The organism is Pseudomonadota bacterium (assembly GCA_018817425.1).
In the GTDB taxonomy this organism is placed as follows: domain Bacteria; phylum Desulfobacterota; class Desulfobacteria; order Desulfobacterales; family RPRI01; genus RPRI01.
In genome coordinates, this window is record JAHITX010000101.1 from 17,631 (window position 1) to 30,624 (window position 12,994).

Consider the following 12,994-nt stretch of genomic DNA (forward strand, 5'->3'; position numbering starts at 1 on the left):
AATGACTTTGAGACCTCTGCGGGCTCTGCGAGAAATTTAAAATTCACAATAAAAGAAAAGATTCGTGGATATGGTAAGTAATGGCAATGTTGCAGCAGTTGAAAAGAAAATAAGCTTTCTGTAATTTAGAACAAATATTGTTAGATCGATATGATACAGGAAATCGAAAAGAATATGTTTGCGGATAAAATTTTATCGGAGGGTGATTATGGATGAAACTGTTTTAAAAATAGCAATGGGAGGTCTGCTTCATGATATAGGAAAGTTCATGCAACGGGCAGAACTTGAAAAAGACTTTGTCGAAATCAAAAATAATTATGACGGTTTTTGTCCTATTTTAGACGGGGGGCGACATGGCTACCTGCATGCCGCTCATGCCGCTTATTTTATTGAAGAATTGATACCCGAAAACATCATTGATAAAACCGATAAGGCAGAACTATATAACGCTGCCCGCCATCATAAAAACCCTTCCGGTGATATTTATCGCGAGGCAGACCATCTTTCAGCAGGTATGGAGAGATATGAAGACGAAAAGGACTCAGATAACTACAAGAAGGTTCGTCTCCATTCAATTTTCGATGCGGTTGAACTCCAATATGCTATCCATGACAAAGAGAACCGATTAAACAGCAGATGGCGATATAGTCTGACAGAACTTTCATCAAATAAGACTGAAGAGTTGTACCCCGTCATGATTGACGATAAAGGCAAAGTGGTTGACGACGGTTTTTCATATAAAAATCAATGGAGCAATTTTAGTAAAGACCTATCAATAATAAATCGTCATGTCGATAAGACATCTTATTTTAATGATCTTTACTGGCTTCTTGAAAAATATACATGGTGCATTCCAAGCGCTACCAACGCGTTCCCTGATATTCCGCTTTTTGATCACCTCAAAACAACTGCTGCCATAGCTTCATGCTTTTATTTTACAAACCAGGAAAACATCAAAAAAAAGCCACATTTTATTCTTTATGGAGGCGATCTTTCAGGCATCCAGGACTATATTTTCAGAATCAGTAGTTCCCAGGGAATAGGCGGCATTTCAAAACGATTAAGAGGCAGGTCATTTTATATTGCCATGCTGACTGAGATATTTTCACGTTATGCCATTAATACCCTAAATTTGACGGTAGCAAATGTCAACTTTTGCGGCGGCGGCAATTTTGAGATTCTTTTGCCGAACACCCAGGCTGTGGTCGACTTTCTCTACCAATTGACAATAGAAATAAATGAATGGCTTGTTAAAGAATTTCATGGCTCGCTTGGGTATGTGGATGCAAGCGTGGAAATGACCAGGGAAGACTTGAGGGACAACTATGGTGAAAAAAAAGATGCCCTTTCAGATAAATTACAAGGGGCCAAACTGAAAAAAAGCTATACGCACCTTGATGAGGGTTCATTTTGGGTTGATAGAATGGAGCTTGCGGGAAAAATATCTGTATGCCCATCCTGTAATCTTAAATTAATTCGGGACAATGAAAAAATTTGTGAACTATGCCAGCAGGACAAGGATATTGGGTCGTTTTTACCAAAAACTGAATATCTTGCGTTTTCGCAATCAGAAATACGCAAACAAGAGAGTTGCAAAACCATAAACTTCGGCAAATTCGGTACTGTGATTTTGTTGGGCGAAAATTCAGATCCATTGGCGTTATCTGAAAACTCGCAGACCATGTATGCGCTTTCAGAACATGAAACCGGGGTTATTGGCCGTTATTTTATTGCTCAAACACTCCCTACGGCAAAAGATCAGATCGGGCCGCTTGAAACAGAGAAAGACGATAGTAACGAAGGAATAGTTTATCCCGGCCAGACTCTTTCGTTTTCAACACTTGCGGATATGGCGGAAGGTGACAAACGCATTGGGATACTCAAAATGGACGTGGACAATCTCGGACTGATCTTCTCCCTGGGTCTGGATACGCCGCCAACAGAAAAAGAAAAGGGCAAAAACCTTCGATCCATTTCCCGCTTGTCAACCCTTAGCCGCCAAATGTCATTTTTCTTCACTGCACATATTGATGAGCTTTGTCGCCAGGTTTTTGGAAAATGGCAGAATGACAAAAATAACAAATGGCCGTATAAAAAAGATGTTTCAAGCATTTTTTATCTGATTTTTGCTGGTGGTGATGACCTTGTTATTGTAGGTCCCTGGGACAGGATTATTGAACTTGCCCGAAAAGTACGAAAAGCGTTTAAAGATTTTACCTGTCATAATCCGAACATATCACTATCAGCAGGGATTTATATCTGTAAACCCAAATTCCCCATCAGTATTGCAGCGGGTAAGGCGGAAGAAGCCTTGAAACAATCAAAAGTTAAGGGAAGAAATCGGATAACGATTATGGAGGAAACCTTTGTCTGGGACAAAGAAGACGAAAGAAGTAGAGTATATCAGAAAGAACTGAGAAGCAGATATCCGGGGGCCCTGTTTGATGAGGCTGAACTTCATAGTGAAAACATTTATCTGACCGGGAAATCAAAAAAACTAAATATAAAAACATTAACCTTTGAAGAACTGTCAAAGTTTGCCGAGCAGCTTCAGGCATATTATGAAGGCAAGAGCATATCCAGGCATTTCATTTTCAGGCTTTTGAAAGCAAGGGAGGAGTTTTTCACGATGGAATATAACTCTGTTAAACATGATCTAGTGGAAGATCATAATTACATGTTCTTACCTCACCTTCTGCATAATATCGAAAGAAATACCTCAGGCGATGCGAAAAGAGAATTGAAAGGAAGTCTTGTAACAACGGCTGAAGCCCAAACATATATAAGGCAGGCTTATTATCCTTGTAAGTCTGTTTTGATGAAAACTAAAAAGTAAGCGAAAGGGGATGATTATGAGTGAAATACAACAATTCCTATTAGATAACACAAAAAACTTTAGAGACGTGCAAATCATTGAATTTGCGCCGCCAGAGAAATGGGCTCACCGTATTGCCAAAGAACTTTATAAAGACATGAAAACCACTCAACTCAGAAAAGTTTTTACTAAAATCAAAACCCTTGAGATTAAAGTAAAAGGTCAAAAGCCGGATGATAAGTTTAACGAACCGGATTTGTATATGCTAATCCCTCATCTTGCATATGCAAAAGGACGAAAACTTATACCGCCTGTTTTTTATGACATGATGAAAACGATCATCGGTGATGGGAAAAACGGTAAAATTAAAACCGTTGAAGATTTCAGAAGATTTGTTGATTTTATGACAGCTATCATTGCGTATCATAAAGAAGTGTCCACAGCAAAGGGGGGAAACAAACATGACTGATTTGAAAGTTAAAAAACCGGAATTCGATTTTATCGGCAAATATATTATTACGGCAGACATAATGTTAAAAACCGGCCTTCACATCGGTGGCACTGAAGAAGGTTTTGATATTGGCGGGATTGATAATCCGGTTATTAAAGATAAGGTTACTGGTGTGCCTTATATTCCCGGGTCGTCCTTGAAAGGTAAAATGCGAAGTTTAATAGAATGGGCGTACAACAAAGTTCAAATTGATCCTGTTAAGGAAAAAGATGAAAGCGGGAAGGAAAAGATAATAAGTTGGACAGGCAAGCTTTGTAGTGACCCTAACGAACCTATTGGCGTTGTTTTTGGCGTTCCGGCAGAAAACCATAGAGATGACCTTCCCGGCCCAACACGACTTGCCGTGAGAGATGCATATCCTGACGAGAATCAAATTAAAAAATGGCAAGACGCCATGGGAGAAAAAATTTACACCGAGGCGAAGACCGAAAACGCAATTGACAGGCTGACATCTGCTGCTAATCCAAGAAGCATGGAGCGTGTTCCGGGAGATTCAATTTTTAAGGCTGAGTTTGTCTATGATGTATATAATTTAAAGAAAGATGTAACAAACCTGAAACTTCTTTTTGAAGGCATGATGCTCCTTGAGGATTCCTACCTCGGAGGAGGTGGTACACGAGGTTCAGGAAAAGTAGAATTTGGAAATATCCAGATAACGGCCAGAGATAAAAATTACTATCTTGGCATAAAAGACAAGGATACGTTGTTAGTCAAGCAGAACGGGCATAAGAAACCCAAGGATATTTCAGATAAATTTAATACAATTTTTCCCGTAACTGAGGGGTGATTATGAAAGAATTTATCATACACCTTGCTCCCCGTTCAAACTATGAGATCACGCTCCATTCGGATACCCTGTTTGGTGCCATTTGTTGGGGAATACGGATGCTTTTTGGCGAGGTAAGGCTCGTTCAGTTGCTTGAAGAATTTAAAAATTTTCCACCTTTTTTGATGTCTTCCGCCTTTCCCTGTATGTTTGACGGCAAAGATTATAAATATTTTCTGCCAAAGCCTATGTTGAAGCCACTCACTATCAAAAACTTGGATCAGCTTTCTAAAAAGGCAAAAAGTGAAAAAGCAACCTATCATTCAAACAAGTTTCATACGATTGAAATTGCAGGGAAATACAAACAATTTAAAAGGATCAAATTCGTTGGGATTTCTAGCTTCAAAAAAGCATTAGAAAAGCCCGATGAATCTGATCTTTTTACTGATTACATGGAAGGTTTTGTATCGGAGCCCCGCTATTGTAATACTGAAACCACCCAGAAAAACAGCATAGACAGGCTGACCCACTCAACAACAGGTTCGGGCAATACGTTTTATGTGCCGGAAATCGCTTACAGGGAAAAATACGGGCTGTATTTTCTCCTGAAAACCAAAAACATCGACGAATACATCAAACCTGTTTTGCTTTTTCTTGAAGATTCCGGCGTAGGCCCTAACGCCCGGACAGGTAAAAACTGGTTCAAGGCTGAAATCTCTGAAAAAACGCTGTTTGATGGGAATAATAGCCATACAGGTGATTCTTTTATAACTCTGTCCCGCTATATCAAGAATGAACCCATCAATAAAGAGGCTTCATTTTATCAGATTGCCTCTGTCAGGTCAAAGGTTGAATCACGGCTTGAATTCGCTGGCGAAGATGTCTGGAAACACAGGGTATCATATTTTACCGCAGGTTCAGTGATAACCCCGGATAATAAGGCGGATCATTATGGCGGCCTTGTCCCTGTCAAATCCATTGGTGGAAAAACCATTTATCAATATGGCTATGCCTACCCTGTTTGGATAAACCATGGAGGGAAAAATGAACTATAAATTGAAGGTGCTATCGCCATTACATATCGGGTGTGGGGAAGAATACAATGCATTATCCTACCTTATGGATCCCAGAAAAAATCCACCTCAACTAAGTATATTAAATGAAGATTTGATTTTTGAAATGCTTAAAGATGGGCAGATTAAAAGTTTTGTTGCATGGCTTGAAAATGAAAGATTCCCTAATCTGTTTTATTTTTTCAAAAATGTCCTTAGAGACACCAACTTTTCCTTACAGAATAAATTGCGTCAAAAGGCCATATACACAATTCCAAATTATGCCGGTCATGAGAAATTAAGAGATATTAAATCCTTTATAAAGGAAATGAATCATCCGTACATTCCCGGCACTGAAATTAAGGGCGCTATTCGAACGGCTGTACTTTACTGTTCTTTACTTGATAATGAGGAATTGTTTGTATGGCTTAAGGATCGGTTCAATCAATTCCAAAGGAACAATGCAGATAAAATTAATGAGGTTAAAAACAAAACAAAGCCAAACACAAAAATCAAAAACGAGCTTGTAAAAGAAATGGCAAGAATAGAATCTGCTTTTCAAGAGCAAGTTCTTTGCTGCAAGCCCAAAGACGCAAAATATGATGTTATGAAATATTTGCAGATTTCTGACAGTGAACTGCTGAATGCGGACAAATCTCTTGCAGTAAGCTATGTCAAGCCATTTAATATTAATAATATTTTCTCGGTGTTTTATGAATATATCAAACCAGGAACAGAAATCGGTTTATCAACACTTGCATTGGAAAACGAAAAATCGCTAAAAACCAAGCTTGATAATATGGGTTTTACTGACAAACAAAAAAAAATTGTTTCAGGAATTGATGCCATTTTCAACTCTTGTTGTCGATTTTCTAATGACCTGCTTGATGAGGAAATTTCGTTTTTCAGCAAGCAGGATAATAAAAAATTTCAAAGCTTAGAAGGCAAACTGCGAATTATTAACCACTTAAATGAGATTAAATCCCAGAACAAACCAGAATCTCCTGTTCTGAGAATCGGCAAGGATGAAGGATACAACAGCCTGACAGTTGGGCTTGCAGTAAAAAAAACGGACTCAGATCTATATGAAAACGTTCTTATCCATGCCACAAAAAACAAAAGCTATGATTCCAATCATGGTGGCCCCATGCCGAAATCCCGGAAAATTGTTTATTGGAACGGAGAAGAAACGACGGCTGGATGGGTGCAACTTATCCCGGAAAATATTTCAGAATCTCAAACGAATATTAAAAACAATTCCGATAATCAAGCAGGACAAGGGTATAAACCTGCTACATCTGAAGATCTTTCAAAACTACAAGGAATGTTTAATGTTAAGGTGAAACGTAAATGAAAACTTATATTTGCACTTGCGGCACATCAATTGCCACAAAACGAAGAATCAATCTTGAGCGTTTTGATGATGTTCCTATATCAAAGTATGATGAAGTAAAAGATGAAATTGAGGCAACCAAGGAACGAATATCGGAAGAACTAAGCGGCATCAAATTGCCCCATGAACTTGATGATACATCGGCAGAAATAAAAAGTCTGGTAAAAATGGGACTCGATAAAAATGATATTATTATACTAATAAGCTCGGATACTATTGATGGAAAATTGTGTGCAGAATCAGTTCGTGATTTTCTTGTTGAAAATAAACTGAGTTCCGAAACTTCTATAAAAATAAAGGAAATTGTTGGGCTTCAAGCAACAGATGGTTTGAAATTTCAAAAAGAAGGTTTGAAAAATCTTCTGGATTATTTGGTCTCTCTCGAACATCAGGATATTATCTTCAACCCTACTGGAGGATACAAAAGCATAGTGCCTTATCTTGCGCTTATGGGCATGCTTTTTAACAAACCTGTTAAATATATCCATGAAAATTCCGATGATATCCTGACACTCACTGGTATTCCCATTATCCTTGATGACAACCTGATATTGTGCATTGAAACAAAGCTGCAAAAAATAGAAAAGGAAACAAGCATTCCTATCAAAGAATGGCAGGGAGGTGTAGATTATAATGAGCGAAGGTTTGATTGTCTTGTTGAAATAGATAACGGACAGGTAACATTAAGTGGAATTGGCTTTTTATTTTGGGAAAGATTTAAACAGGATTATCCAAAAGAGCTCGAACGTGATTTACGCCTGGTATCTGAAAAAGAAAATAAGCTCTTAGCTCAAGGCATAGATCATCATGGGCTTGATAGAATTAAACCTATCGCAAGAGAATTGTTGGAATCACCTTTTGTTTGTGGTGTTCCGAATAGCTGCAATAACCAACCTAAGAGCAGAGTTAGCATAAAGGCTTTAGCTCCTTTGGAAGCAAAAGTACACCTGCAAAGAGAAAGTAGTAGTATTTGTATGGTAACCGATATCCGCTCCGATGCCGGATATTCTTTTCTGATTAAAACCACAGCACGTGACGATGATGAAAATAAACAAATTGCTGAAATTTTAAACAGAAAATATTTTAAATCATAATTTTATATTTTGCTCAGACCTTTAAAGCCCATATGGGCAAATGCCTTAAGCACAGCAAAGCAAAAACTAAACTTGGACCGTTTCTGGGATAAAAGCAGTTCAGGTTGATCATTCCAGCACCCATGATGGTACTATTGAAGAAAAAGGCTGTTGCAGCAAAAGTTAAAGCAGAACTAATAGGCGGGAAAGAATATCGGATTGTTGAAATATCTGAGTAAACCAAGGCGGTGAAGAATATATTGCATTGACAATGCAATATATTATACGATATAGTTCATTGCAAATGCAATATTTTTGGAGTCTGTTTTGGAAAAGGAAAAACTAAAAGAACTGATCATAGAGCACAAGGAGCGGTTTCTTGCCGGAAAGGATCTTATACGCCGGGAATTGCAGGATGACATTGGCTCTTATCTTTCTCAGCGTGAAATAATTGTTTTTACCGGCGTCCGGCGGTGTGGCAAATCATCCCTTATGCGACTGATATGCACTGATCTTTTAAAATCAGACGATGTTTCTGAAAAAAATGTTTTTTATATGAATTTTGAGGATGAGCGTCTGGTCTCCTTCACTGTACGGGACTTTGAATCTCTGTATGAAACATTTATTGAAATAGAAAATCCGGAGGGTCGCAAATACCTCTTTCTTGACGAAATACAGAATGTTCCTGGATGGGAAAAATGGCTGAACCGGCTTTATGAATTTGAAGATGTAAAGATATTTGTTACAGGGTCAAATGCCTCTCTGCTTAGCTCGGAAACTGCTACAGCCCTTACCGGCAGAAACAGGCAGATTGTTGTATGGCCATTTTCATTTCGCGAATTTTTGAGGATGAGAGGATGTTCATATGATTCAAAAAGCGCATATAAAAGGGAAAAAAGAGCAAAGATCAAAAAGTTTTTGCGGGAATATATGAAACTGGGCGGGTTTCCTGAAGTCCTAAAAACAAACGATGTGACACTTCTTGAACAATATTACAGAGATATTATTTATAGGGACGTCATTTCCCGCTATACCATTAAAAACATCAGGGAGATTAAGGAGTTGGCCTTATATCTGGCGGCGAATCCGGCAACTATTCAGAGCTACAGGAATCTTGTGGATATTATCGGGGGGCGTAGCATTAATACGGTCAAAAATTATATTTCGGCTTTAAATGACGTTTATTTGTTCTTTTTTTCGGATGTTTTCGATTATTCGGTGAAGCGGCAGATATATAATCCTTCAAAAACTTATATTGTGGATACTGCTATGGCCGATGCTGTTAGTTTCAAGTTTTCAAAAAATACCGGGCACTGGTATGAAAACCTGGTTTTCCTTGAATTGAAGCGGCAAAATAAAGAGATATATTACGGCAGGTCCTGCAAAGGTAAAGAAGTTGACTTTATTATAAAGGAAGGCTTACGGGTCACGGAAGCAATTCAGGTCTGCGCATCGCTTTCGGATGAAAAAACATTACAGCGGGAAACTCAGGCAATGATGGAAGTCTGCAAAGAACTCGAGAAAGGTCGCAACGTGGATAATGTGCAGCCTTTGCAGATGACAATCATCTCCGAAGATGATGAACGCATTATTGAAACAGAGCGTGGTCAAGTCAGAATTATTCCGTTGTGGAAATGGCTGACCAGCGAAAAAGAATAACGAAATTTAGGAGAATTTATGGCTAAAGCAATGATAATTACAGTTGGTGGAACACCTGCTCCTATCATAAAATCCATATGTGAATACAAACCTGAGTTCGTTTCGTTTTTTGCATCCCAAAACACCAGCGATCTTGTTAAAACAATTAAAGACGAAGCATTAAAGAACGGGGTGGTTTTCAAAAGTGAACTAACGCTTTCAGATGATGTGAATGATCTTTTCCACTGTCATAAAAAAGCTGATAAAGCAGTTAAAAGAGCGCTTAGTAAAGGCTATGCCAAAGAAGAAGTTATAGTCGATTATACCGGCGGCACAAAAAATATGTCTGTTTCTCTTGCACTGGCCGCAATTACTCATGGTTTCTGCTTTTCATATGTGGGAGGAAAAGAAAGGACAAAAAACGGAGTTGGAATAGTAGTCAATGGACATGAAGAAGTTCATAAATGCATAAATCCATGGGATTTCCTTGCTATAGAAGAAAAGAAAAAAATAGCTCTTCTATTTAATCAGTATCAGTTCAAAGCGGCTAAAGAGTTAATTGACGACCTTTACGAAAAGAATATTAAAAATAAACTGCTTTTTAAAAGTCTCGGCATAATGGTTGATGGGTATTATAATTGGGATTTGTTCAGACATGATATCGCAATTGATCGTTTTAAACGGGCAAGAATTGATGATATCAAACAAAATGATGATTTGAAGGTACAAAAGTTTGCGCGTGAAACTGAAGAAAGATTGATATTTCTTAGAGATACTGTCTCAGCGGGTGGCAATGGCAAAAAACCATGTCACTCCTATATGCTTGATCTTTATTCAAACGCCGAAAGGCGGTTTGAGGAAGGGAAAACTGATGATGCCATATTAAGAATTTACCGAATTGTTGAAATGGGGGCTCAGGAACAACTTTTGAACAAATATGAAATTAGTGTTTCCGATGTTAAGGAAGAAAAACTACCAGAAAGCATTAGAGAAGAATTTATAAATATGCATAAACCTCAGCGTGATAATAAAATTAAAATCTCTCTTACCGCCGCATTTAATCTGCTCGATAGTTTAGGAGATTCACTAGGCAAAACTTTTAGCAATAAGAAAAGATCTTTTCTTGATATTCAAAGTTCAAGAAATTACTCTTATCTTGCACATGGTTTTAAATCTTCAAAGGAAGATACATATATTAAACTTCGCGATTTCGTGCTTTCACTGGAATTATTCAAGCACGAGGATGCCCCGATTTTTCCAAAGATGGAGCTGTAACTCAGGGGCATTTATTGCTCTTTGAAAATTTAAAAAGGTCATAGCTAAAAACGGCAACGTTGCAATGTTTGTATAATCACGGATTGCCTCCTATGTTCAGACAAAATAAATACGGGAGGCAACTCATGATCGCATACATAAAAACTCAGGGTTCAAGAATTGTAAAAGAAGGCAGGCATCTGCTTGTTAAGCAGGGTACAGCGGTTTTCAATACTCTTTTTACATACAAGCTAAAGCAACTTCTCGTTTTCGGCAATATTGAGATATCACACAGGGCATTGGCACAACTGATGCGAAATAATATAGATGTGGTATTTCTCACGCAAAACGGAAGATATCTTGGAAGGCTTGCTCCTGTTGAATCGAAAAACGTATATCTTCGCAAAAAGCAATATAACATGATAGATGATTCTCAATTCGGTCTTCGCATGTCAAAAAACATTGTTGCCGGAAAGCTTTCCAACATGGCAACTCTTCTTATGCGTATAAAACGCACACGTAATCAGAAAGATGCCGGAAACAAGGCTAAAAGTATTATGGACCTGATGCAAAGGCTTAATGAGTCCGGTAATGTGGATACAGTGCGCGGTTACGAGGGACGGGGAAGCGCCATTTACTTTGAAGGTTTAAGGTATGGGTTTATCGGAGATATCGGATTTACAAGAAGAGTAAGACGACCGCCTACAGATCCTGTGAACTCCGTTCTTTCTTTGCTTTATACTTTTTTGATGAATCGTGTTTATGCTGCGGTTCGTATTGCAGCGCTTGATCCCTATCCCGGCTTTCTCCATTCGTTAGATTACGGGCGCTATTCACTTGTGCTTGATCTTATGGAAGAATTTCGCAGCATAATTGCAGACACTCTTACGCTTTCTCTTTTTAATCTGAATATTCTGCAAAAGAATGATTTTTTCATTGAAAAACAAAATGAAAACGTTTTGGAAAACCCGGAAGAAAAAACTATTGCAGATGTCTCGGCAGACCCAATCGGATTAATTAACATGCATGAAGATCCATCCGATTGCTTTGATATCCCGGAGCAGAGAATTGAAAAAGAAGCAGCAAACCCGTTTCAGATTACAGGCAAATATCCTGTTAAGCTTCACCCGGATGCTTTTAAACGAATTATCGAAGCCTTTGAAAAAAAACTCGGTACCGAATTTTTTCATCCATCTGCACAAAGGCAGCTTTCCTATTCGGATGCAATAATTTTTCAGGCCGGACAATATCGCAAAGTAATCGAGGGGGAGGCTGGAGAATATCAGCCGATACTATTAAAATGATTGTACTTGTTACATATGACATCACAAATCCGAAACGCTTGGTAAGATTGCATAAATTTCTTAAAGAGTTCGGACTGAATACCCAGAAATCGGTTTTTGAATGTGATATTGATGCGGAAGGGCTGAAGAAAATCAGGCATTATTGTAAAGAGAAGCTCGATTTGTCGAGTGATTCTGTGCGTATATATAAAATATGTTCCGGATGCCTCAAAAAAGTGGTTCTGTCGGGTATAGGTTTGAAAGTCACACAGCTTGAATATATGGTGATTTGAAATGAACATGATAGTCGCATACGATATTGCTGATGAAAAAAGGCTTGCCAGGGTTGCAAAAATCATAAAGGATTATGGCATTCGGGTTCAAAAATCCATATTTGAGCTTGAAATTGATTCCAATACTTTTGCAGAAATGAAAAGCCGCGTGGAAAAGCAAATTGTGCCTGAAGAAGATGGTGTTAAATATTTTCCTGTTTGTGAGAAATGCGCGGGTACTCTTGAAATAATCGGCGAAGGGATTTTCATTGATCCTGACAAAGAATTTTATGTTTTGTAAACAGGTTTGCAGACCCTGATGAATAAAATATGGTTTTTTATAACCACCCGTTTTGCTTGAATATTTTAATTTAATACAAAAACAGGTCTGCGAAAAATTTATTATAATAACTATTTCATAATCTTATAACATATTCAGGAAGTATTTTAAGGAGGTGATTGCTATAAAATCTCTATTTCGTTCGGAGGTCTGCGGATTTGCAACATTAAGTCCTCAAAATAATAAGCTATTGGAGAGTCGCGGAAGAAATTGACCTGACATAAGAAGGGATTGCGACCCGCCGCAGCTGTTTAATAATGCACTCGGTATATTCACGAAGAAATTGACCTGACATAAGAAGGGATTGCGACTCATAGAAACGTGTAGGAGCGCTTTTCTTTGGAATAGGAAGAAATTGACCTGACATAAGAAGGGATTGCGACCTCTTTAGTTTCGTTACATATGAAGGACTTCGATTTATGGAAGAAATTGACCTGACATAAGAAGGGATTGCGACTCAACCGAAACATTAATAATGCCAGTTATGGGTATTGAAGAAATTGACCTGACATAAGAAGGGATTGCGACTTAATATTTTTTACTTTTGAAATGTATCTCAACGGTATGCCGAAGAAATTGACCTGACATAAGAAGGGA

At 38.1% G+C, this 12,994-nt stretch carries 11 protein-coding genes and 1 CRISPR repeat array; all 11 genes read left to right on the forward strand.

Annotated features, from left to right (window positions below; translation table 11 throughout):
* Positions 1–208: 208 nt before the first annotated feature.
* The 11 genes from cas10 (at position 209) to cas2 (KKC46_17975) (ending at position 12,358) form a co-directional block, all read left to right on the forward strand.
* Positions 209–2,836, forward strand: coding sequence for a type III-A CRISPR-associated protein Cas10/Csm1 (cas10, locus tag KKC46_17925; GenBank protein MBU1055681.1), 2,628 nt, complete (start codon positions 209–211; stop codon positions 2,834–2,836).
* Positions 2,837–2,852: 16 nt separating this feature from the next.
* Entirely contained in the window at positions 2,853–3,284 is a 432-nt protein-coding gene (gene csm2, locus KKC46_17930) for a type III-A CRISPR-associated protein Csm2 (protein ID MBU1055682.1), read from the forward strand.
* A 1-nt stretch (position 3,285) separates the two neighbouring features.
* Positions 3,286–4,113 carry a type III-A CRISPR-associated RAMP protein Csm3 gene (gene csm3, locus KKC46_17935; protein MBU1055683.1) on the forward strand — a complete coding sequence of 276 codons (828 nt, stop codon included), beginning with the start codon at positions 3,286–3,288 and terminating at the stop codon, positions 4,111–4,113.
* 2 nt (positions 4,114–4,115) lie between these two features.
* Complete coding sequence (csm4, locus tag KKC46_17940) at positions 4,116–5,147, forward strand: type III-A CRISPR-associated RAMP protein Csm4 (GenBank protein ID MBU1055684.1); 1,032 nt, start codon at positions 4,116–4,118, stop codon at positions 5,145–5,147.
* Positions 5,137–6,498 (forward strand): type III-A CRISPR-associated RAMP protein Csm5, encoded by a 1,362-nt coding sequence (gene csm5 / locus KKC46_17945; GenBank protein ID MBU1055685.1) that lies wholly within the window; start codon positions 5,137–5,139, stop codon positions 6,496–6,498. The genes csm4 and csm5 overlap by 11 nt, the downstream gene beginning before the upstream one ends.
* A complete protein-coding gene (locus KKC46_17950) occupies positions 6,495–7,631 on the forward strand; it encodes a putative CRISPR-associated protein (GenBank protein MBU1055686.1) in 1,137 nt (378 codons plus the stop codon). The genes csm5 and KKC46_17950 overlap by 4 nt, the downstream gene beginning before the upstream one ends.
* 306 nt (positions 7,632–7,937) lie before the next feature.
* Positions 7,938–9,269 (forward strand): ATP-binding protein, encoded by a 1,332-nt coding sequence (locus KKC46_17955; protein MBU1055687.1) that lies wholly within the window; start codon positions 7,938–7,940, stop codon positions 9,267–9,269.
* Between the two features lie 18 nt (positions 9,270–9,287).
* On the forward strand, positions 9,288–10,523 hold the full coding sequence (locus KKC46_17960; GenBank protein ID MBU1055688.1) for a TIGR02710 family CRISPR-associated protein: 1,236 nt from the start codon (positions 9,288–9,290) through the stop codon (positions 10,521–10,523).
* Between the two features lie 125 nt (positions 10,524–10,648).
* On the forward strand, positions 10,649–11,806 hold the full coding sequence (gene cas1 / locus KKC46_17965; protein ID MBU1055689.1) for a CRISPR-associated endonuclease Cas1: 1,158 nt from the start codon (positions 10,649–10,651) through the stop codon (positions 11,804–11,806).
* Complete coding sequence (gene cas2 / locus KKC46_17970) at positions 11,803–12,078, forward strand: CRISPR-associated endonuclease Cas2 (GenBank protein ID MBU1055690.1); 276 nt, start codon at positions 11,803–11,805, stop codon at positions 12,076–12,078. Before cas1 ends, cas2 (KKC46_17970) begins: the two co-directional genes overlap by 4 nt.
* Position 12,079: 1 nt before the next feature.
* The gene (gene cas2, locus KKC46_17975; GenBank protein MBU1055691.1) at positions 12,080–12,358 is read left to right on the forward strand and encodes a CRISPR-associated endonuclease Cas2; all 279 of its coding nucleotides are present in this window, start codon (positions 12,080–12,082) and stop codon (positions 12,356–12,358) included.
* A 242-nt stretch (positions 12,359–12,600) separates the two neighbouring features.
* Positions 12,601–12,993: direct repeats of the CRISPR family, unit length 27 nt; unit sequence GAAGAAATTGACCTGACATAAGAAGGG.
* Position 12,994: the final 1 nt, after the last annotated feature.